This window comes from Mesorhizobium sp. M0698, assembly GCF_040320455.1.
Taxonomy (GTDB): Bacteria; Pseudomonadota; Alphaproteobacteria; order Rhizobiales; family Rhizobiaceae; genus Mesorhizobium.
This window is the reverse complement of the sequence record NZ_JAMYPQ010000004.1, coordinates 472,697-492,470: the sequence shown is the minus strand read 5'-3', so window position 1 is coordinate 492,470 and position 19,774 is coordinate 472,697. Positions and strand designations below refer to the sequence as shown.

General features: G+C 62.9%; 22 protein-coding genes and 1 pseudogene. 4 read left to right on the top strand and 19 right to left on the bottom strand.

Going from position 1 to position 19,774, the window contains the following annotated elements; genetic code table 11:
• Position 1: 1 nt before the first annotated feature.
• The 6 genes from NKI16_RS12745 to NKI16_RS12720 are packed head-to-tail and all read right to left on the bottom strand — an operon-like array spanning position 2 to position 6,763.
• On the bottom strand, positions 2–607 hold the full coding sequence (locus NKI16_RS12745) for a cytochrome c oxidase subunit 3 (RefSeq protein WP_352691134.1): 606 nt from the start codon (positions 605–607) through the stop codon (positions 2–4).
• The gene (gene ctaD, locus NKI16_RS12740) at positions 604–2,580 is read right to left on the bottom strand and encodes a cytochrome c oxidase subunit I (RefSeq protein WP_352907139.1); all 1,977 of its coding nucleotides are present in this window, start codon (positions 2,578–2,580) and stop codon (positions 604–606) included. Before ctaD ends, NKI16_RS12745 begins: the two co-directional genes overlap by 4 nt.
• Complete coding sequence (gene coxB / locus NKI16_RS12735; protein ID WP_352907140.1) at positions 2,577–3,593, bottom strand: cytochrome c oxidase subunit II; 1,017 nt, start codon at positions 3,591–3,593, stop codon at positions 2,577–2,579. The genes ctaD and coxB overlap by 4 nt, the downstream gene beginning before the upstream one ends.
• On the bottom strand, positions 3,590–4,123 hold the full coding sequence (locus NKI16_RS12730) for a c-type cytochrome (protein ID WP_023676152.1): 534 nt from the start codon (positions 4,121–4,123) through the stop codon (positions 3,590–3,592). Before NKI16_RS12730 ends, coxB begins: the two co-directional genes overlap by 4 nt.
• Entirely contained in the window at positions 4,120–4,989 is an 870-nt protein-coding gene (locus NKI16_RS12725; RefSeq protein ID WP_352697996.1) for a substrate-binding domain-containing protein, read from the bottom strand. The genes NKI16_RS12730 and NKI16_RS12725 overlap by 4 nt, the downstream gene beginning before the upstream one ends.
• Positions 4,970–6,763: a methanol/ethanol family PQQ-dependent dehydrogenase gene (locus tag NKI16_RS12720; protein WP_352839768.1), complete on the bottom strand. Its 1,794-nt coding sequence runs from the start codon at positions 6,761–6,763 to the stop codon at positions 4,970–4,972. Before NKI16_RS12720 ends, NKI16_RS12725 begins: the two co-directional genes overlap by 20 nt.
• Before the next feature lie 329 nt (positions 6,764–7,092).
• Here NKI16_RS12720 and NKI16_RS12715 point away from each other — a divergent pair, with 329 nt between their 5' ends.
• Together NKI16_RS12715 and NKI16_RS12710 are read left to right on the top strand one after the other, a co-directional pair.
• The gene (locus NKI16_RS12715; RefSeq protein ID WP_352796248.1) at positions 7,093–7,923 is read left to right on the top strand and encodes an SIR2 family NAD-dependent protein deacylase; all 831 of its coding nucleotides are present in this window, start codon (positions 7,093–7,095) and stop codon (positions 7,921–7,923) included.
• A 437-nt stretch (positions 7,924–8,360) separates the two neighbouring features.
• Positions 8,361–8,858, top strand: a complete 498-nt coding sequence (locus NKI16_RS12710) for a hypothetical protein (RefSeq protein ID WP_352569236.1) — start codon at positions 8,361–8,363, stop codon at positions 8,856–8,858.
• Between the two features lie 29 nt (positions 8,859–8,887).
• Here NKI16_RS12710 and NKI16_RS12705 read toward each other — a convergent pair whose 3' ends face one another.
• The 3 genes from NKI16_RS12705 to NKI16_RS12695 all read right to left on the bottom strand — a co-directional run bounded on the left by NKI16_RS12705 (position 8,888) and on the right by NKI16_RS12695 (position 9,880).
• Positions 8,888–9,187 (bottom strand): DUF982 domain-containing protein, encoded by a 300-nt coding sequence (locus NKI16_RS12705; RefSeq protein WP_023676146.1) that lies wholly within the window; start codon positions 9,185–9,187, stop codon positions 8,888–8,890.
• A gap of 70 nt (positions 9,188–9,257) precedes the next feature.
• Positions 9,258–9,551, bottom strand: a complete 294-nt coding sequence (locus NKI16_RS12700) for a DUF982 domain-containing protein (protein WP_023676145.1) — start codon at positions 9,549–9,551, stop codon at positions 9,258–9,260.
• A gap of 125 nt (positions 9,552–9,676) precedes the next feature.
• Positions 9,677–9,880: a hypothetical protein gene (locus NKI16_RS12695; RefSeq protein ID WP_023676144.1), complete on the bottom strand. Its 204-nt coding sequence runs from the start codon at positions 9,878–9,880 to the stop codon at positions 9,677–9,679.
• 312 nt (positions 9,881–10,192) lie between these two features.
• On the opposite strand from NKI16_RS12695, the gene NKI16_RS12690 reads away from it, so the two are divergent.
• On the top strand, positions 10,193–10,756 hold the full coding sequence (locus NKI16_RS12690; RefSeq protein ID WP_023676143.1) for a sigma-70 family RNA polymerase sigma factor: 564 nt from the start codon (positions 10,193–10,195) through the stop codon (positions 10,754–10,756).
• 50 nt (positions 10,757–10,806) lie between these two features.
• A complete protein-coding gene (locus NKI16_RS12685) occupies positions 10,807–10,935 on the top strand; it encodes a hypothetical protein (protein ID WP_352569237.1) in 129 nt (42 codons plus the stop codon).
• Positions 10,936–11,123: 188 nt separating this feature from the next.
• On the opposite strand, the gene NKI16_RS12680 is transcribed toward NKI16_RS12685, so the two are convergent.
• The 10 genes and pseudogenes from NKI16_RS12680 to NKI16_RS12635 form a co-directional block, all read right to left on the bottom strand.
• Positions 11,124–11,342, bottom strand: coding sequence for a hypothetical protein (locus NKI16_RS12680; protein ID WP_023676213.1), 219 nt, complete (start codon positions 11,340–11,342; stop codon positions 11,124–11,126).
• A gap of 225 nt (positions 11,343–11,567) precedes the next feature.
• Positions 11,568–12,269, bottom strand: a pseudogene (locus tag NKI16_RS12675) (class I SAM-dependent methyltransferase); the annotation flags it as partial.
• Positions 12,270–12,328: 59 nt separating this feature from the next.
• Positions 12,329–13,318, bottom strand: coding sequence for a GNAT family N-acetyltransferase (locus NKI16_RS12670; RefSeq protein WP_352723989.1), 990 nt, complete (start codon positions 13,316–13,318; stop codon positions 12,329–12,331).
• A 7-nt stretch (positions 13,319–13,325) separates the two neighbouring features.
• On the bottom strand, positions 13,326–14,390 hold the full coding sequence (locus NKI16_RS12665; protein WP_352691140.1) for a glycosyltransferase family 4 protein: 1,065 nt from the start codon (positions 14,388–14,390) through the stop codon (positions 13,326–13,328).
• A 20-nt stretch (positions 14,391–14,410) separates the two neighbouring features.
• Positions 14,411–15,343, bottom strand: a complete 933-nt coding sequence (locus tag NKI16_RS12660) for a glycoside hydrolase 5 family protein (protein ID WP_352697992.1) — start codon at positions 15,341–15,343, stop codon at positions 14,411–14,413.
• Positions 15,336–16,097, bottom strand: coding sequence for a TIGR04290 family methyltransferase (locus NKI16_RS12655; protein WP_352614931.1), 762 nt, complete (start codon positions 16,095–16,097; stop codon positions 15,336–15,338). Before NKI16_RS12655 ends, NKI16_RS12660 begins: the two co-directional genes overlap by 8 nt.
• A 2-nt stretch (positions 16,098–16,099) precedes the next feature.
• Positions 16,100–16,900 (bottom strand): nucleotidyltransferase family protein, encoded by an 801-nt coding sequence (locus tag NKI16_RS12650; protein ID WP_352634543.1) that lies wholly within the window; start codon positions 16,898–16,900, stop codon positions 16,100–16,102.
• Positions 16,900–18,003, bottom strand: coding sequence for a CgeB family protein (locus NKI16_RS12645; RefSeq protein ID WP_352839721.1), 1,104 nt, complete (start codon positions 18,001–18,003; stop codon positions 16,900–16,902). The genes NKI16_RS12650 and NKI16_RS12645 overlap by 1 nt, the downstream gene beginning before the upstream one ends.
• 14 nt (positions 18,004–18,017) lie before the next feature.
• Entirely contained in the window at positions 18,018–18,614 is a 597-nt protein-coding gene (locus tag NKI16_RS12640; RefSeq protein ID WP_352569244.1) for a histidine phosphatase family protein, read from the bottom strand.
• Positions 18,611–19,714, bottom strand: coding sequence for an inositol-3-phosphate synthase (locus NKI16_RS12635; protein ID WP_352839717.1), 1,104 nt, complete (start codon positions 19,712–19,714; stop codon positions 18,611–18,613). Before NKI16_RS12635 ends, NKI16_RS12640 begins: the two co-directional genes overlap by 4 nt.
• Positions 19,715–19,774 lie beyond the last annotated feature (60 nt).

Here is a 19,774-nt window from a genome sequence, read left to right as displayed (position 1 = left end):
CTCAGTCAAGCCTCGGCATCCAGTAGATCAACAGATAGATCGGGATCCAGGTCGCGACCACGAAATCCCAGTAGAAGACGTTGTCGCCAACGTCCCCGAAACGCCGGCCGCTATAGCCATGGCGCGTGAACATCAGGACCGTCAGCACCAGCGTGTCGCCGACGTCGGTAATCAGGTGCGTTGTGTGAAGGCCGAGCAGGACCCACAGCATCGAGCCGTACGCATTGGTATCCCAATAAATGTTGAGGGCCGGAAATTCGAACCACCGCACGACAAGCGGTGCGATACCGAGCAGCGACATGACGATCAGGCCGATGCGCACGGGCACCATGGCACAGGCTTCGGTGTAGCGGTTCAGTATGTGATTGGGCACCACGCTGGCGAGCAGCAACAGCGTGACGATGGTGCCCGGCCAATGGTTGGGCGGCGGCACGCCCAATGGCCATTTGGGCGACAGATAGGCGAGGTAAAGATAGGTGCCTGCGGCGAGCGCGAAGCCGGTGCCCTCCAGCGCCATGAAGGCGAGAGTGCCCCACCAGGTCGGGCTGCGCGGTCCGATCCCGAAGGTCGGGAGTTTGGAAAGATCGGCGGCAGGACGCTGTTTCATTCCTCATCCTCCGGATCGCCTTTCGGCCAGAACCAACCGATCAAAGTGATGGCGATCGGCCCGGCTCCCCAGACCACCGCCCACGGGCTGAAGATCGAATAGAGAAAGGTGGCGCCGACGGCGAGCGCGGCGAACAATGGCCAGATCGACGGCGTCGCCGACTTCTCGCGCACATCTGGATGCGCCTCTGCCACGGTCGAAATGACAAGTTCGCGCGCGTCGACGCGAAGCCCGGTCGCGACAGGCAGCGTGTCACGTTCGGCCCAGAGCGGCTCGGCGTGGGTAACCACCGGGATCCGAGCGAAATTATAGCTCGGCGGTGGAGAGCTCGTCGCCCATTCCAGCGTGCCGGCATTCCAGGGATTGTCCCCGGCCGGGGCGCCCCTCGAGGCGCTGTACACCAGGTTTATAGTGAACAGAACGAAGCTTAGGAACAGGATGACCGCGCCGGCTGTGATGAACAGGTTGATGTTGCCCCAGCCGAGTTCCACCGGATAGGTGTAGACCCGCCGCGGCATGCCCCACAGGCCGACAATGTGCATCGGAAAGAACGCCGCATTGAAGCCTAGGAAGGCAAGCCAGAAATGCCAGCGTCCGAGACGTTCGCTCATCATCCGGCCGGTGATCTTGGGGAACCAGAAATAGGTCGCGCCGAGCAGCGGGAACACCGACCCGCCGATCAGCACGTAATGGAAATGGGCGACCACGAAATAGGTGTCGTGCACTTGCAGGTCCAATGGCACCGACGCCAGCATCACCCCAGTCAGGCCGCCCGCGACGAACGTGAAGAAGAAGCCGAACACGAACAGCAGCGGCGTTCTGATTATCGGGCGTCCGTCCCACAATGTCGCCAGCCAGCAGAAGATCTGCAACCCGTTCGGAATCGCGATCAGCATGCTCGAGGCGGTGAAGAAGCTCGCGCCGAGCTTGGGCAGACCGGTTGCGAACATGTGGTGAACCCACAGGCCGAACGACAGAAAGCCGACTGCGATCAAGGCCAGTACCATGCCCAGATAGCCGAATACCGGACGCCGGGCGAAAGCGGCGATGATCGAGGACACCATGCCGGTAGCCGGCAGGAATATGATGTAGACTTCGGGGTGGCCGAAGAACCAGAACAGGTGCTGGAACAGCAATACGTCGCCGCCCTCGGCGGGATTGAAGATATGGGTGCCGACCAGCCGGTCGAGAATCAGGAACGTCGACGTGATCATGACCGCCGGCATGGCGAACACGATCACGAAGGAGGTGACCAGCATCGCCCAGACATAGAGCGGAATCTTGTCCAGCGACATGCCCGGCGCACGCTGCTTCAGCACGGTGACGATGGTGGCAACCGCGACCGCCAACGATGACACTTCGGTATAGGTGATCATCTGCGCCCACACGTCGGAACGCTTGCCTGGCCCGAATTCAGGACCGGACAGCGGCACGTAGGAGAACCAGCCGACGTCGGGCGCCATGTCGAGAGCAAACGACACCCAGGCGAAGAGGCCACCGGAGAGATAAATCCAGAAGCTGAATGCATTGAGGCGCGGAAAGGCGATGTTGCGGGTGCCGACCATCAGCGGCACGAGGTAGATGCCGGTCGCCTGGACGATCGGCACCGCAAACAGGAACATCATCGTCACGCCATGCATGGTGAACAGCTGGTTGTAGCGGTCGGGCCCGATCAGCCCGCGCTCCGGCCCCGACAGTTGGATGCGCATGGCAACGGCGCTGAGGCCACCGAGGCACAGGAAGGCGAAAGCGGTGATCAGGTAGCGCCGCGCGACAATCTTGTGGTCGACGCTCGAGAGCGCACCGATGATGCCCGGCGCCGTCTGCCATGTCCGCGCCAGCCAGCGGTCAAGGCTAGAGTCGTCGAGGCTGGTATCGCGAGGACCGTCGCGCTCGGGGGCCAGGTCTCCTTTGCCGGCCGCTGCTCGCTCGCCGGCGAGCCGACGCTCACGGGCCACGTCGGCGCTGCTCATTTCAGGCCCTCGAGATAGGCGACGATCGCATTCAGTTCGTCCCCGTCCAGTCGCACCACGGGCATGTGGGCGCCTGGCTTGATCCCCTGCGGATTGGCTATCCAGGCTGCGAGATTGCCGCGGCTCATTGTCAGCGTGCCGGCAGCGAGCGTTTGCCGGCTTGCGATATGGGTGAGGTTTGGGGCGACCGTGCCGCCGGCGATGGTGCCGCCGATCTTGTGGCACATCACGCATGGCCGTTTGAGGAACAGGTCGTGGCCGGTTTTGGCCTCGGCCGACACGGGGGCGGCCGCCGGCCGCAGCTGATCGTTCAGCCAGGCATCGAAGACGGGCCGAGGTTCGGCGATGATGAAGGTGCTCATATTGGCATGCTGCGCGCCACAGAACTCGGCGCATTGCCCGCGATAGACGCCGGGCTTGTCCGCCTTCAGATCGAGAACGTTCTCGTGGCCTGGAATGACGTCCAACTTGCCCGAGAGGTTCGGCACCCAGAAGGAATGGATAACGTCGGTCGAGGTCACCACAAGCCGCACCGGCTCGCCCGCCGGGATGTGGATTTCATTGGCGGTCGTCAGGATGCGGTTCGGCTGGTCGTTTTCGTAGCGCACCTCCCACCACCATTGATGCCCGGTCACCCGGATCGTCAGCGCCGCATCCGAGCCGATGGCGGCGAGCGTCCGGTTAGCGAAGTAGCTCAGCAGCGTCAGGCCGACCAGGATCAGGGCGGTAGCGGCGAGTGCGGCGACGACAATTCGCATCTTGCTGCGCTCGGCCGCAGCGTCGAGGACAAGCGGGTCGCCGAGCGGCGCCGCGCGCCGGGCCAATGGCACGATCAGCACGGCCATCACCAGAAGCCAGACCACCGTGCACAGCGCGGTGAACAACCAGATCAGCCATGCGAGTTCGCCCGCGGCCGGGCCCTTTGGGTCGAGCGCGGATTGCCAGCCGCTGCATCCTGCAAGGAGCAGGATGCAGGCCGTGCACCCGCACACCGTCCAGACACCGCGGCTCACGGCGACTTCCCCAGCGTCGCGGCGTCCGGCAGGCGATTCTCGGATGGATGGGGCATCATGTCGTCGTCGCGGCCCGGCGCGGCGGAGGACGGTGCGTTGCCGCTCAGTGCCCGGACGAAGGCAGCAAGCTCCCAGATCTGGTCATCCGGGATCGTATCGCGGAAGCTCGGCATGCCGTTGGGCCGGCCGTCCCTGATCGTGGCGTGGATGCTTTCGATCGAGCTGCCATAGAGCCACTTCTGGTCCATGAGGGCCGGGCCCATGCCGCCGCCGCCATTGGCATGGCAGCCGGAACAGTTGAACCAGTTGAACAGACGCTTGCCCTCGCTGAGGTGGAAGGCGTTGGCCTCGAACACGCCGGCCTTGTTGTCGGACGAGGTCGGCCGTTGGCCGCCCGGCTCGAGGGCCGTCACGGCTGCCGGTTGATCGCCCGAGCCGAGCGCCGACTGTGGACGCGTTTCGCGTTCCTCACGCTGGCAAGCGGCAAGGACGAGCATCGCCGACAGCAAGCATGGAAGGCAGCGGTTCATCGCACTGCCGCCCCGGCGACGTCGAGGCGAGGCACGCCATATTCCGCCAGGATTGCATCGATCTCGGCGCGGTGTTTGGCGAGCGCTGCGTCTACCTCGCTGCGCAGCGCATCGTCGTCGTGGCGCACACCCATCGAGATGTCGTAGATCATCGGCAGCAGCGGACCGTCGATGCGCGGCGCAACCGGCGTAATCCGCAACGGTATTTCTTGCCTGGCACCGAAGTAGCCGGCCAACGGTCCCCAGACGACGGCCATATCGATGTCGCCATTCGCGACCGCCTCAATGATGCGTGCTGGCGGGTTCGGCGCCGAATAGTCGCCATAGACGGGGAAACCGATGAGATGGCCGACGATGCCACGACGGCCAAGCGCCTGGACGGGGGGCGAGTTGGCGCCATCGTCGCCTATCAGCTGGACGCCGATGTGCAGATCTCGCAGGCGAGGATCGTTGAAGGACGTGATTTCGGGCACATCTTGGCGTGTCACGAACACATAAGAAGACCGGTAGTAGGGCGCGGTCGTGCGCAGCATCTCGAGATTGGCGGGCGTGCCGGGCACAAGATCGCACAAGCCAGCTTTCAACGTGTTGCGGACGAAGCCGCGCCGCTGTGCCCACCACGTGTAGGAAACCGCTGCGCCAAGCTCCGTCGCGACGAGTTCGGCGATCTTGTTTTCAAAGCCCTGCCTGGCGGCATTGGAGAACGGCATGTTGTTGGGATCGGCGCAGATCCTCAATTCGCGCGCATCGGCAACGGCGGCGACGAGCGAGAGCGCCAGTGCGCCGACCGCGGCGCCAAACCGCCGGGAAGATTTTCTCCGTGCGCGCGCAACTCGGCCGATCTTCTCAAGGCAGCCGGAACACATACAGCGCACCTCCCGGCGTGGTTACATCCTTCAGATCCTTCATGACGTTGACGAAGCCGAGCGCGGCGGTGGCGTCGCGCGGATCGAGATCGCCGGATACGATCGCGCCGGCCCAGCCGCCGACGCCCGAAAGAATCGCGACATATTGGTGCCCGTCCGGGCCGCGATAGGTGATCGGCTGGCCGATGATGCCGGACGACGTCTTGAACTGCCACAGCAGTTCGCCGGTCCTGGCGCTGACCGCCTTGAACCAGCCTTCCATAGTGCCATAGAACACGACGTTGCCGGCGGTGGCGACGGCGCCGCTCCACACCGGAAAGTTCTCCTTCAGGCTCCACGCCGGCTTGGCGGCGGCGACATCCCAGGCGGTGAAAGCACCGCGATTGCCGCCCGGCCCGGGGATCATGCGCACGTTCATGCCGACATAGGGCGTGCCGGCGATGTAATTCACCTCGACGCCCTCTTCGTCCATGCAGAGATTGTTGTGCGGGATGTAGAGCAGACCAGTCTTGGGCGAGAATGCCGAAGGCTGCCAGTCCTTGAGGCCCGATGCGGTCGGGCAGATGTCGCGCACGACCTTGCCGGTGCCGGTCTTCTTGTCCGGATTTACAATCAGCCGGCCGGTCTTGAGGTCGACGCCCGTGCTGGAATTGACTGGCCCGAAGGGGACTGCCGACAGGACCTCGCCTGTGGTGCGATCCAACAGATAGACATAGCCGTTGCGTTCCGGTCGGACCAGCACCTTGCGGGGCTTGCCCTGCCAGGTCATGTCGAGCAGCACCTGTTCGTTGATGCCGTCGTAGTCGTGCAAATCGTGCGGGGTCCATTGATAGAACCATTTGGCTGCGCCGGTGTCGGGATCGCGGGCAAAGATGCCGGCGGTCCATTTGTTGTCGCCGGGCCGCAGATCCGGATTCCACGGACCGGGATTTCCGGTGCCATGGAAGATCAGGTTTAGGTCCGGGTCATAGGAGATCCAGCCCCACACATTGCCGCCGCCGATCTTCCAGGCGTCGGGCGGCCACGACGTCACGCCGAGATCCTTGCCCTTGTCCATGTCGTAATGCGGCTTGAAATCGGGGCCGATCAGCACCTCGGCGTCCGGTCCGGTATTGTAGGCCGTCCAGACGACGTGCCCGTCGCCGGCGTCGAGCGCCTTGATCCAGCCGCGTACGCCCATTTCGCCGCCGGAATTGCCGACCAGCACTTTGCCCTTCACCACCAGCGGCGCCATGGTGATGGTCTCGCCGATGTTGATGTTGCCGATGTGGGTGTTCCAGACCGGTTTGCCGGTGGCCGCATCGACGGCGATCGTGTGGCCATCGAGCGTGTTGAAATAGATGCGCCCTTCGAAGAAGGCTGCACCGCGGTTGACCACGTCGCAACAGGCAACGCCCTGCGCCGCAGGCTCGGGATTGGGCTCGAACTTCCACTTCATCGGCGCGCCGGGCTTGGTAAGGTCAAGCGCGTAGAGAATGTTGGGAAACGGTGTCACGATGTACATCGTGTTGCCGACCACCAGGGGCGCAGCCTCCTGACCCTTGTTGACGCCGGTCGAGAAGGTGAAGGCCACCTGCAGGTTTTTGACGTTGTCTTCGGTGATCTCCGCAAGTTCGCTGTAGCGAGTCGAGGCGTAGTTCTTTGCCGGCATCGCCCATTGGCCGTCGTCGGGCGGAGCAGCTGCGGCAGGCGGATTTATCGCAAAGCTTGACGTTGACTGAGCAACCGCCGCGGTAGTCAGCGCGAAGCTTGCCAGCAGCGTCCATCCCAGCATCGCAGCCAATGGCCTCTTTCCCCTTTTGCCAGGCACCCTATTTTTCGCCGCCACCAGTCGCGCTTGCCTCATTGGCTGTCGAGTTTGCCGACGTTGGCGCAGAGCTCCATTAGCTGCAGCTGCGCCGTGTTTGTTGAACACTCTCCAACGCGTGAGCGGCGCAGAAGTGCCAAATGCAACGAAATAAATGTCGGATTCGGTTGGCCAAAGTCGGCGGCCGGGCGCTCGGGCCAGCCGATCCGAATGTTAGCACTCAAGTCGGAAGTAAATCTATTCCCGGTGGTCCGGGTTCGGCTGGAACGGAGCGGCGCTTTTCGCAGTTGTGTCGAATGCTGTCTGCAGTCGAGCAACTGGCTCAATCGGTAAAAGAGCGGCGAGCGATCTTGTTCGTTGGAGCCGGGGTGTCGATGAGCGTCGGCTTGCCGTCCTGGCAAAAGCTCATCGAACACATGCAAAAAGAACTCGGTCTGGACGAGGATACGATCGGTGCGCCGGAGGCCAGCTATCAGGCGCTTGCCGAATACTACCGGCTGAAGCAGGGGAGCCTCGGCCCCTTGCGCAGCTGGATGGATCGTGAATGGAGCGTCTCGCGGGAGAAAGTGCAGGGCTCGGCGATCCACAAGCTCATCGTGTCGCTCGATTTTCCGATCATCTACACGACAAACTACGACCGAAATCTCGAAGTTGCCTTCGAGATCCATAGCCGGCCCTTTGTGAAAGTGGCCAATGCGAAGGATTTGCCCAAGGCCACTGGCGAGGTGACGCAGATCATCAAATTCCACGGCGATTTCGACGACGATAAATCTTTGGTCCTGGCGGAGACCGACTATTTCGACCGGCTGTCGTTCGATTCGCCGCTCGACGTGAAATTTCGGGCCGACGCGCTCGGGCGCACCATCCTGTTCATCGGCTACAGCATGTCCGACATGAACATCCGTCTGCTGCTGCACCGGCTTTGGCAGACCTGGCGCCGCTCCGGCTATGACAAGAATCGCCCGAAATCCTTCATCTTCATGTCGCAGCCGAGCATCGTCCAGGAGGCTGTCCTCGGCCACTGGGGCATCGATATGCTGACCGAAGAGGCAGACGATCCTGAGGACGCGCTGCTCGCGTTCCTTAACGAACTCGAGGACAGGGTGGGCCGGCCAGACGGCGCGTGAGAAAACTTGCCGAAACGGATTGGCCAGGCGCTGGGAACCGGCTGATCCGGGACCGAGCCTGAATGGGCGCACGCAAACACCAGCGAAAAATGCATGCCAAACACGACCTGTCGGCCGAGTTGCCTATGAGATCGATTGTTTTGCCCGCAGGTGCGGTCTGACCAGGGACGAAGCACTCAAGATGATGCAAAATGCCGGCAGGTCCAACGATGGCACCAAGGCATCTGGCGAATCCGGGCCGAAGTAGCCGCATGGATTCTACATAGCGGGCGGCCGGGACGGTCATCCGGCACAGCTGCTTCGTCGTCGGTCTCGGTATCCGCATTGCAGTCGGTGGTGGCGCGCACCGCTGAGGATCAAGCGATGCACCGGCCACCACCGATGGAACATCCGCCGACAATTTTCGTTGACATGCTCCACAAGGCGAGAGGTCGAACATGTCGAAGTTCCAAGCCGCTACTCCGGAGCGTTTGCAGCAGCTCAGGCTCGAGGCGACAGCGCACTTTGCGCCGCTCATACTGCGCGAGGCGCTGGTGCGTCTCTGCCGAGCGTGTGGAAGCGAGAGCCTCGAACGGTTCGAGAAGACCATGGTTGACCAAATCGAGGCATCGCGTGACGAAAAGGCCGATTTCGACACAATGAAGGAATTTGCCATCGAACAGCTCTATGGCTGGATTCGAGAAGTCAGGTCTTCACCGGACATGACACAGCCGCTGGAGAATGTAGACACCCGAAGGACCGCTGGCCGCTCGGAAGAGCCGCAGACGCTGGAAGACCAGCTGCAGGCGGGTCTGGAGGATTCTTTCCCCGCAAGCGACCCGCCGGCTGTTGTTTCCACCGCGATCCCCGGCGGATCGAAGAAGCTGGTCGGAACCGACGAGGTCCTCAGACAGCAGCAGGAGAAAAAGGCCGAGGAAGCCAGCCATTCGCGATAAACGGCTCTGCGGGGAAGCAGCCTGCCGGTTCACCCGCCGTCCGGCATGAAGGCTGTCCGGGCATGTGTGTCATGCGGCTCGCCTTCGACAAGAATCTTCGCTTCCAAAGCCGCGTCGATAAATGCTTCGCGGGCTTCCGCTGCCGTAATCTGGCCGATCTGGGCGCCATCCAATGCATCTCCCGCCATCAGCGACAACGGGGCATTGCGGGCAGGCCATTTCTCGCTTTTGAGGCAGTAAGAAGCCTCGAAAACGGAGCTGACCATTCGCGATCGTCCCGGCTTGCCGAAGTAGATGCAAACCGGAGCATCGAACTTTATCTCCAGCATGGCGGTCCTCCCGATTTAACCACCCTTGATATAAATTAGCCTCAGCGGGTCACATGGCCTGCTGGGCATTTTAGCCGACGTCGCGAACCGCAGTGGGATTGGTGCCTGCTGGTATTTCGGCGGCGACATCGTGCGCCAGAATGCCCGCCTTGCGGGCGAATGCTTCGAACGCCGCGCGCACGGTCTCGGCATCGACCTCGTCAGCCAGCCCGGCGCGACAGGCGTCGAACGCCGCCTTGTGCGCCGGGCCGCGACTCGGCCATTCGTTCAAGACGTCATAGGCCTGCCAGATATTTTCGACATGGCGAGGGAAACCAAGGCCGACGAGAATTGGAACGGGGCGGCCAAACGATTTTTTTGTCATCTGTGTCTCCGCGAAAGAGCCTGTCGCATCAACGCTGGGCGGACGCGAGGCCCATGCTCTTTAACGCGGGATTGCTGCACGGGTTGCAGCGGGTTTGTTCGATCGTGCGCCGGCCGATGCTGGCGTCATTTGTTGGTCCGCATCTTTTGCCGGGGATTGATACCGCCTTGAGGCGTGGTGTCGTTCTCGACATCGCCTTCGAACGTGTTGTCGCCCTGATCGAGCCGGTCGCCCTCCTTGATCGTGCCCTTGGAACTGCCGATGCCGGGATCGTTGGCAAGGTCGCTATCGGCCGGCGTTTTGCCTTTGGCGTGCTTGTTTCCTGTCATGGGTTCCTCCTGTTTTGAGGTGGCGGACTGTCCTTGAGGTGGCGGCCCAGGCTCGCTGCGAAAATCGCGTTTCGACACGCCAATGGCGGCGCCCCGGATTTTCGGACGGCCTGGATTCCAACTCCGCGATACCGGTGGTTGTTCCGTCAAAAATATCACCGCCGGCTGGGTTGCCCAGCCAAGCCGCTCCGGTTCCCGATCCGGGTGATTTTCGCCAGCCGGAACGATCTTTCGCCCAATGCATTTAACTGGTCTGCGCTCACGAACTCATTCTGGACGGGAGCTGGACCATTGCCACCTACAGCCTACGCCTTGGCGACTCGCGAAACCGAAGAAGTTTCCATCGTCGACCTCATACCCGCTTTGAGGGCTTTCGCCCGCACCTTCTGCCGCACTCCCGATGATGCCGACGACCTGGTCCAGGAGACGCTGACCAAGGGCTTGGCCAACATTGACAAGTTCGAAGCTGGAACGCGCATGAAGTCATGGCTCTTCACGATCATGCGCAACACCTACTACACGCGTGTCAGGGCCGCGGTGAGGGAAGCGCCCGGCCTGCTCGACTGCGCTTCGCTGCGGCCGATCTCGGAAGCGACGCAGGAATGGTCCGTACAGGGCAAGGAGGTCCACCAGGCCATCCAGAGTCTTCCTGAGCACCAGCGCGAGGTTCTGATGTTGATAGGCGTTCTGGGCATCAGCTATGAGGAAACGGCCGAAATATGCGGTTGCGCGGTGGGAACCGTGAAGAGCCGGCTCAACAGGGCACGCGCCGGCGTGCTGGAATATCTTGGCGAAAGTTCCTCGCAAACCCTGATGGAAAGGCGCAGCTATCTGTCCGAAGGACAACTGGACTTCGAAGCCGAGAGGCGCCGCTAATACACGTCACGTTAATTACTGGTTTCGCGCAAGCGCCTTTCGATAAGCGCATGCTGCAATTCGATCGCAAGTTTGGTCAGCCGGTCAGGAACCCTTTCCTGCTCGATGGCCGCAAGCAAGGAAGCGATTTCCCGATCTATCGTCAGATCGGCACGCCTGCTGCCGGAATCTTCCCTTGAGCGAGACATCGCGTTCTCTTGGCAAATGTTGGTTCCTTCACCTCACTCTGGTGGCAACAGTGCGAGTTTGCAAGAATTTGCAGGGCGTCCATGCGACCGGCATCGGTCCTTGCACAGCTTCGTCAGCGGTTGGGCTCTCGCCGCCTTTCAATTGCTCACCGGCTGCAAGCCACATGCTGCCGCAACGATCAGTCTTCAGGCCGCCGATCCGCTGAATGATCCTGGTACTGCTCGGACTTGACCCGATTGCCGTCGAGCCCACGCTCCTTGGTGTGCTGCTTCTTGTCTCTGTTGGACAGAACGGCGTTCTCTCCGATCTTGTCCTTGGGAAGATCGGTCATCGCGCCAGCGCCAGCGCCTTTGCCGTGACTGCCGCGACCGATGTGCTTCTTGCTGCCGGACGCCATCTTGTCCTCCTTCATACTGTCGAATAGCGGCTTTTCCCGTTCGGCATCCGAACCATCGTTGGGCCGCAATGTTCCGCCGGAAATCGTAAGCAGGAAGGCATCGCCGTCCCAGTGCCGGAAAGGCTTTTCGCCGTCGACGAGGACTTGCATGCCATTTGCGTTGGCGAAGTTATGGACATCGGCGCGATCCAGCGCCGGCGATCCGCGATATGAATAATTCAAAAGCGCGGCCATGCCCGGCCTCTTCAGCACGCGCGCGATTTCCACGAAATGTCGCTCCGCAAGGCCGGCCAGCACCAGATAGGGAAAGCTGTCGACGGCCAGCACGCGGTCGAAGCTGGCATCGCAAAAATCGGCAAGATCGAAACCGCGCGCAGGGCGGAATTCTACATTGCCGAGCCCGGCGCATCGCCGGCGGGCGATCGAGATCATCGCTGGGGATATATCGCTGCCAACGATCCGGTGCGACAGAGCGGAGAGCGCCTGTTCGAACCGACCGATACCACAGCCGATATCCAGTATGTCGCGGTCAGTGCCGGTAAAGCCTCGCCTCTCCAGCCATGCAACGATCTCAGCCGTAGCGGCAGAGAGCTTTTCCTCATTGCCCAGCGATGACAGCTGGACGCTCGCCGCCGGGGAGATCGCCGCCGCCGCGTCAAACCCGGCCGCCAGCCGCTTGACGACCGCATCGTCGGTCTCGTCCTCGCCACGCTCGTGCCGAACGGCACCACCTGTTTTGCGCAGCGTGGCGAAGATCTCGGGCCTGCGCTGAAGCAGGTCGGCAATCCGTCGTAGTTTTGCCGTCTTTCGCGAATCGGCCGAATGTGTGTTTTGTGCAATCTTCGCCAGTTCTGCGGCTTCGATTCCTGTCTCGAAACGGAGAGCCAGCCTGGCGATGACGGCTTCGACGCCGGCACCGTCTGCCATGCAGTCCTCCAGCACCCGCCTTGCTGATGTCGACCGCCGAGATCCTGGCTGCGTCGCGCTCATCGCCCTTTGCTCCGCGTCCAGATCTTGCGCATCGTCCACCGGTCTACGGCGCCCCAGCTGTACTTGTAGGCCTCTTGCCCGCGCAGAAAATCGAACTCTTCCGCGCCTTCGCAGATCGCCTGCCTTATCGCTTGGCCGATGAGCAGCGCGCCGGGACTTTCCTCGGCATAGGCCGGATCGAAGCCACCGAGATAAGCGCAAGCGCGGCCACGATGATGGAACCCGTAATAGGCGCCCACGATCGCGTTACCGATCGTGATAAGCCAGCATCGGGCAAGCGCTTGGGCGGCCATTTGCGGCAGCGCCTGACGGTGGAATTCTTCCACGCGGGAATCGGACAGCACGCCGTCGCCGTGTCCGGCCCAGCGCGCGCGGTGAAGGCGGATCAGGTGGTCGAGGAATGTCTGCGGATCGGACAAAGCGGGTTCGATGGAGACACTGCCGCGTCTCGACGCGGCCCTGTGGGCGCGGCGCAATTGGCGCCTCCGCCGCGCCGGAACACAGCCTTGAAGCGTCTGGTCGCCGGCGAGGGCGAGCACCGGGCAAGCGGCGTGACCGACGGCTTGGCACGATTCGAGCGCGGCATGCCTGATGGCAAGGCCGGCGCCGCCGGGAGGCAGGTCCTGCAAGATCCACTGTGACCAGCCGACGGAAAGAACGGCGCCACCGATGACTGCGCCGACCGGTTCGGCGATCTCGGGAAGACAAAGGACATCCAGATAGTCGCTCACCGAAATGCCGAGCGGAAGCAATCGCGCGCCGGCGTCGTGGCGTTCCAGATAGAGTGGCGCCAGGCCGACCAGATCGTCGCCACGCCAGATGGCGACCGTCGCTAGGTCGCCGGGAGCAAATGTCCGCCACCATGGCAGCAACCATGCGGGAGACTGGAACGGCGTCGCCGAGGGACTGCTCGACCAGAGTTCCCACCAGTGCGGCTCGAGGGCTTCGAGGTCCGCCGGATCGTCGATGATCTCACTGCGGAGCATGTCGCGCTCACTTTGCCGTCGCGAGCTGCCCGCTGTCTGTGCCGAGCCGTGCCAGCGCCCGATAGGCGTCCATGTAGGAGGAAACCATGCGGTCGAGTGAAAAGCGCCGCCGCGCCTCGGCCCGGCAGGTCTCGGGGTCCAGGCTGGGTGCGGCAGCGATGGCTTCGGCCATCTTGTCGACATCCCCAACCAGATACCCGGTCTTGCCGTGCTCGACCACATCCGGCAGTGCGCCATTCGGGAAGGCCACCACGGGGGTGCCGCAGGCGAGCGCCTCCATGGCGACGAGCGAACTGGTTTCCGCGGCAAGGCTCGGGATGACTAGGCAGCGGGCTGTGTTCAGCAGGCGCCGCTTGGCGACAAAGCCGAGCGGACCAAGGAAGCGGCGCCGGTCGTCCAGCCGGGGTTCGACCTCGTCGCGAAAATACGCTGTGTGCGTTTCATAGGGGTAGACCTTGCCACCGATGACCAGCGGCACGCTGGCCTTCTTGGCTGCGTCCAGCGCCAGATGGATGCCCTTTTCCGGGCAGACGCGGCTGAGCACGAGCGCAAAGTCGTGTTTGGCCTGCGGTTCGCTCAGCGCGTCGACGTCCACTCCGTTGGGAATCGGCCCGATCAGCCTGGCTCCCGGCGGCGCGGTTCTTTGCTGAGCCGCGGATACAGCATGCAGCCATAGATCGTTTCGCGCCGGATTGAGAGCGTCGGCCGGATACCAGTCGAGCGGCAAATGCAAGGTCACCAATGTCGGCCCGTCGCCCGGCAGATAGGCGTCGAAATCAATGCCGTGCAAATGAACCACGTCGATTGGCCAACGGGCGCGCGCGGCAGCAATTGCGGCGCGATGAGCACGCTGTGCCCGGTGCCTCGCCGCTTCATCGAGCACGCCCGGTTCGGCCGGCGTCTCGATGAGGACACCCGCCGCGCTCGAGCCTTGGCAGCCGATCACGATCGAACGGTGTCCGGCGCGTACGAGCGCCTGGTCGAGCATCGACAGAACCTGCTCGGCGCCGCCGACCGCATCCGGCCCGACCGGGGCGAGGGGATAGGCGACGTTGAGGACGGTGAGCGTCATGGCTGGAGAGCCGAAGCTCCTCACGCTGCGGAGGCGCGCAGCCTGCCGACCGAAGGGGCAGCGATGCTGCCGGCATATCGGCGCGTCATTGCCGCGCAGAAGTCGGCGAATTCCTCCGGCACCAGCGGCGGACTGCTGTGGTGCGGCATCATTCCGCGGTGTTCCGGCGTGAAGCAGAAAGTAACCGTCACGTCGAAGTCGGCCAAAGCCTCCATCTGCCGGTCGAACCAGTCAAGTGCGTTCGGCCTGAAGCTGTCGGCCCAGGAAAGCCCGGTGCGCAGATTGGTGACGCCGAGCCGTTTCATCCAGGCGACGGCGTCACCCAGCCGGTGATCTTCGAAATGGAACCACTGCACCAGTCCCATTGCCGGCGTGTGGTGCAGGAACTCCTCGAGCGCGGGCTTTGGCGTGCCGTCCTGGCGGAGCAGGCCCATGTAGAAATGGCGGTAGTAAGACGAGCCTTCCGCCTCGCGATGGCGCGTCGTCGCTTCCCACTCGCGCGGCAGGTCGTAGAGGCTATACCATTGGATGCGCGGTGCGTTGCCGATCAGCAATTCCGCGGTCCGGCGCAGGCCCCAGACCTGTACCTCCTCGGCGCCGAAGGTCGACACGCCGACCTCGCTGACCCATACCGGAAGATCGGTGACAGCCGAAATCTCCCCGATCTTCTGCGGCCATTCGTGGATCTGCCAGAGGTTCCAGTCGAGCGGGAAACCGTGCACGGCGACAGCATCGACATGATCGAGCACGTCGAACTCCTTCATCCGTGTCATGAAACCGGCATCGATCGGCGAGATGCCGCCAAGGACCTTGGTCAAGGCCGGATTCTCCGACGCGATCGCGTCGGCGACCAGGGTTGCCATGTTGGCGAAGCGGCTCCAGTCGGGGTCGAGCTCGGGATCCCAGTGGGATTTGTTGTTGGGCTCGTTCCAGATCATCGCGGCTTCAATCATTTATTTGTCCTTTCGACGGGTAGACGACGCCGCCACCGGCCGGCACGTCGGCGGTGCGGCAGAAATAGACCTCCTGCTCCGGTTGCAGGACGATCTCGAAGCCGGCGCTGCGCAGCATGGCTTCGGTGCAGGCGCGATTGGGAATCCACCAGTTGGTCGGGTCGTCGGCATAGCGATGCTCGATGAAATGCAGCTTTGGGAACTCCGGCCGGTCGAACAGGTCGTGGGTCCAGAAATGATAATTCTGCTCGAGCGCCGGCACGTTGGTGCTGCCGCGCTGCATCGACTGGAAGATCATCAGGTCCCGGGCGACGTGCTCACGGATCAGATCGAGTGCGAGCAAGGGATGGCGCAAATGGTAGAGCACGCCCATGAACAGCACGATGTCGAACCGCTCATGCAGGGCGCCAACGTCGTAGACCGAGAGCTGCCGGAATTCGATGTCGCAGTCCGCAACCTCAGCGGCAAAGCGCGCCTGCGCCAGGTAAGCCTCATCGAAATCGATGCCAAGCACGCGGCCGGCGCCGCGGCGTTTCATCTCGATCGAATAGAAACCCGCATTGCAGCCTATGTCGAGCACCGCCTTGCCGGAAAGATCGGCGGGAATGGCGTCGGCGAATTTGCGCCATTTGATCAGTGGGTAATTGCCGAGGAAATGATCGGGAGCGGTTTCGACGCCGGCCAGTTCCATATTGTGGAACCATGGGCCGAGCGCATCGATACGGCGGCGGATTTCGGCATCGGAATGCAGCATGGCTAGCCTCCTTCGCCTGCGAGGACAGGGACGTGCTGGTGGCCGGGCCGCGTATTGGCGACTTGGTCGTCCTTGGTACCGCCGGCGCTTTCAAGCAGGCGAAGTGCGGTGCGGTAGCCGTTGAAGGTGCCGACGTCGACATAGGCGGTGCCAGCCTTGATGCCATAGGCATCGCCTCCGGCGGCGAGATAGGCATTGACCAGCGTGCCGATATATTCGTCGCACCGGTCCCGTTCCCGCCACAGCGCGGCGAGCTGGTGAAGGGTGCGGCCGGGCATCTTGAACGCACCCCAGATCCAGTTCGATTGGGCATTCTGCTGCTTGACCTGGATTTGCTTCACCCGGTCGTCCTGGTCGACAACGACGGCATCGAAGAACTCCGGCTGGTCCACCGGAAACAGCAGGAAGGACAGGCCGTCGTCCGGGAGGGCCAGGAAGCCGTCTTCGGGAAACCAGATTGTATCGGGCAACCCGACCAGAACGGTCTCATCGGCTGTGACGAGCGGTGCGGCACGGAAGATGGCGTCGCAAAGGCCGACCGGAGAGGGCTGCACCACAAACAGCGCAGTCGCGTCGGCATAGCCGGCAGAATAATATTCGAGGATATCCGACTTACCCGAGCCGATGACGAAGCAGATCTTGTCGGCCCCCGCGCGCACCATGCGGCGCACCAGGTATTCGCTGACCGCGCAAGGCCGCTCGGTGTTGCCGTCGATGCGGCTGCCGACCGGCAGAAGCTCCTTCGAAAAGCCGAGCGGCTGGATGCGGCTTCCCCGTCCGGCTGCGGGCACGATGCCCAACATCAAACTGCCTCCTTCAACGGCTCGCCATGCGTGGAGCCGTGCAGTGCATCGGACAGGATGCGGTCGAATTCCTTCGCGCGCCGCGCCGAGGTGTGTTCGTCCAGCACCCGCTCGCGCGCTCGGCGGCGGATAGCGTCAAGCTCGGCGTCGGACAGGTCGAGCGCGGCGACCACGTCGTCGGTGCTGTTCGCCACGACGATCTCTTCGCCGGGCCGGAAAAAGGCCTCCAGTCCCGGCCATGTGTCGCTCACCATCGCGGCACCGCAAGCGGCGGCTTCGAACAGCCGGCCGGAAGGACACCAGCCCCTTTCGGCCATCGCCTCGCGGGTCACGTTCAGGGTCAGCCGTGATGATGAAAAGAAGGCGGGGTGGTCGGCCGGCGGCAGATGCCGGACGAAGAAAATATTGTCGCTCCACGGGAATTCCTGCGGATATTGTGCGCCGCCAATGATGAAGCGGCGCTCCGGCAGGCGCGCAGCCGGACTGACCAGCAGCCTCTCGACCCCGGCCTGGCGGTCTGCCGCATAGGTCCCGAGATAGGAAAGGTCGCCGGCAAACTCCGGCCTGGGCGGGGCGGGCCGGTGTCGCTCTGGATCGACATGGCCGTAGAGCGGCATGACGCGGCGTGCACCCAGCATCGACTTCAATGCGTCGATCGCGGTGCCTCCCGTGTAGCTCAGCACGAGATCGAAATCGCGAAGCCCTTCCGGCCCGAAATAGGCCGGAGGCTCACCTTGTTCGATCCGCGCCAGTGTCACCGGCGTATCCAGATCGTAGAACACCTTCAGCCCGCGACAGGCCTGGAGGGCAAGGCGCGACGCGCTCACGGCATCGGGGCAATAGGAGGTGACGATGACCACATCGGCCTCATTCATCGCCTGCTCGGCAACGCGCTGGATGTCCTCCCAATCCTGATAAAGGACGAGGTTGCCGCCATCCAACTGGTCGAGGTCGCGCGTCCCGGCATAATAGGGAGTGTTGCGTTCGAAGAAGGTGATAGACCAGCCCAGCCCGGCCATCGCCCGGATCAATCCGCGCCACAGCGTAGCGTGCCCATTGCCCCACGACGATGTCACGGTAAGACCGAAAATGACCATGCGCATCCGGCAATTCCTCGTCAGGCAGCTTCGTTGAGTCTGATCAGCTTCGACCCCCAGTCCCCCCAAACAACCGTGGTGATCGACGCTGGGTCGATATCGAAGCGAAAGCAGTTTCCCAGCGACAGGCCGAGCACCTTGCACACGGCGGCCTTGATGACGTCGGCATGGCTGACCAGTGCGACGCCCTGGTTCTGGTAGGTGCCGCGGACCTGCTCGATCAATGAGACGACGCGTTGCTGCACGTCCAGCATGGTCTCGCCGCTCGGTGTTCTCGCCTGCTGACGCTGGTCGTTCCACACTCGCCAGTCGGCATCCTGGTTCAGCTCTTCGAAGGTCTTTCCCGACCAGGTGCCGAAGTCGATCTCATCGAGTTCCTCGCGGATCACGATCTCACCGGCATTGCAGGCGAGCGCGATCGGATTGGCAGTCTCCTGCGTGCGTTCGCGCGGGCTGCAGAAGATTGCCGCTATCGCGTCGCGTGCCATGCGGTCTGCCAGATGCGAGGCCTGTGCCTTGCCGGCTTCGCCGAGGCAAACGCCGGCCATCCGTCCGGCAAGATAACAGCCGACATTGTCGTGCGCGGCGTGGCGCACCAGAAAGAACGTCGTCGTCATTCCGCGGCATCGAGCATCGGCTCGTCCTTGCCGGCGATGAACGAGAGCGTGCGCTGGCGGGCTTCCGCGTCGGTGAACTGCTCGGGCGGCGATTTCATGAAATAGCTGCAGGGACCGGTCAGCGCGCCCGCGATACCGCGGTCGAGCGCCAGCTTGGCGCAACGCACCGCATCGATGACGACGCCGGCCGAATTGGGCGAATCCCACACTTCCAGCTTGAGCTCGGCATTCAGCGGCACACCGCCGAAGGTTGTGCCTTCGACCCGGATATAGGCCCACTTGCGATCGGTCAGCCACGGGACATGGTCGCTCGGCCCGACGTGAATGTTGCCGGGCTCCAGGGGAACGTCGATCTGGCTGGTGACGGATTGCGTCTTTGAGATCTTCTTCGATTCCAGCCGCTCGCGTTCCAGCATGTTGAGGAAGTCGGTGTTGCCGCCGAAATTGAGCTGATAGGTGCGATCGATGCGCACGCCGCGCTCGCGGAACAGGTTGGCGAGCAGCCGGTGGACGATCGTCGCACCGACCTGGCTCTTGATGTCGTCGCCGATGAGCGGCAGGCCGTGCTGCTCGAAGCGCCGGCGCCACTCCGGCCGCGAGGCGATGAAGACGGGTATGCAGTTGACGAAGGCACAGCCCGCCTCGAGCGCGCACTCGGCATAAAAGCGCGTTGCCTCCTCCGAACCGACAGGCAGATAGGACACCAGGATTTCGGCGCCGCTTTCGGCGAGGATCTTGCTGATGTTGGCGACGGGTTCGTCGGCCTCCTGGATCTCGTCGCGCAGATATTTGCCGATGCCGTCCAGTGTCGGCCCGCGTTCGACGCGAACGCCGGTAGCCGCCACATCGGCAAAGCGGAAAGTATTGTTCGGCGCGCTGTAGATCGCGTCTGCCACATCGCGTCCGACTTTGCCCTTGGCGACATCGAAAGCGCAGACCACCTCGATGTCTTTGACATGGTAGCCGCCAAGATCGGCATGCATCAGCCCGGGGATGGGCTCATCGCTCCTTGCGTCACGGTAATAGGTGATGCCCTGAATAAGGGAGGAGGCGCAGTTGCCCACGCCTACTATTCCGATCCGAACTTTCTTCGATCCCACGAAACCGCTGCCTATGCTGTTGAAGGTAAGTTCTTCGTGCCAAACCACCTGCCTCGCTGA

Bases quoted from the DNA above. Each gene is read 5' to 3' on its own strand.
- NKI16_RS12745 (WP_352691134.1), bottom strand. From the start codon at position 607: ATGAAACAGCGTCCTGCCGCCGATCTTTCCAAACTCCCGACCTTCGGG.
- ctaD (WP_352907139.1), bottom strand. From the start codon at position 2,580: ATGAGCAGCGCCGACGTGGCCCGTGAGCGTCGGCTCGCCGGCGAGCGA.
- NKI16_RS12730 (WP_023676152.1), bottom strand. From the start codon at position 4,123: ATGAACCGCTGCCTTCCATGCTTGCTGTCGGCGATGCTCGTCCTTGCC.
- NKI16_RS12725 (WP_352697996.1), bottom strand. From the start codon at position 4,989: ATGTGTTCCGGCTGCCTTGAGAAGATCGGCCGAGTTGCGCGCGCACGG.
- NKI16_RS12720 (WP_352839768.1), bottom strand. From the start codon at position 6,763: ATGCTGGGATGGACGCTGCTGGCAAGCTTCGCGCTGACTACCGCGGCG.
- NKI16_RS12715 (WP_352796248.1), top strand. From the start codon at position 7,093: ATGCTGTCTGCAGTCGAGCAACTGGCTCAATCGGTAAAAGAGCGGCGA.
- NKI16_RS12710 (WP_352569236.1), top strand. From the start codon at position 8,361: ATGTCGAAGTTCCAAGCCGCTACTCCGGAGCGTTTGCAGCAGCTCAGG.
- NKI16_RS12705 (WP_023676146.1), bottom strand. From the start codon at position 9,187: ATGCTGGAGATAAAGTTCGATGCTCCGGTTTGCATCTACTTCGGCAAG.
- NKI16_RS12700 (WP_023676145.1), bottom strand. From the start codon at position 9,551: ATGACAAAAAAATCGTTTGGCCGCCCCGTTCCAATTCTCGTCGGCCTT.
- NKI16_RS12695 (WP_023676144.1), bottom strand. From the start codon at position 9,880: ATGACAGGAAACAAGCACGCCAAAGGCAAAACGCCGGCCGATAGCGAC.
- NKI16_RS12685 (WP_352569237.1), top strand. From the start codon at position 10,807: ATGCTGCAATTCGATCGCAAGTTTGGTCAGCCGGTCAGGAACCCTTTC.
- NKI16_RS12680 (WP_023676213.1), bottom strand. From the start codon at position 11,342: ATGGCGTCCGGCAGCAAGAAGCACATCGGTCGCGGCAGTCACGGCAAA.
- NKI16_RS12670 (WP_352723989.1), bottom strand. From the start codon at position 13,318: ATGCTCCGCAGTGAGATCATCGACGATCCGGCGGACCTCGAAGCCCTC.
- NKI16_RS12665 (WP_352691140.1), bottom strand. From the start codon at position 14,390: ATGACGCTCACCGTCCTCAACGTCGCCTATCCCCTCGCCCCGGTCGGG.
- NKI16_RS12660 (WP_352697992.1), bottom strand. From the start codon at position 15,343: ATGATTGAAGCCGCGATGATCTGGAACGAGCCCAACAACAAATCCCAC.
- NKI16_RS12655 (WP_352614931.1), bottom strand. From the start codon at position 16,097: ATGCTGCATTCCGATGCCGAAATCCGCCGCCGTATCGATGCGCTCGGC.
- NKI16_RS12650 (WP_352634543.1), bottom strand. From the start codon at position 16,900: ATGTTGGGCATCGTGCCCGCAGCCGGACGGGGAAGCCGCATCCAGCCG.
- NKI16_RS12645 (WP_352839721.1), bottom strand. From the start codon at position 18,003: ATGCGCATGGTCATTTTCGGTCTTACCGTGACATCGTCGTGGGGCAAT.
- NKI16_RS12640 (WP_352569244.1), bottom strand. From the start codon at position 18,614: ATGACGACGACGTTCTTTCTGGTGCGCCACGCCGCGCACGACAATGTC.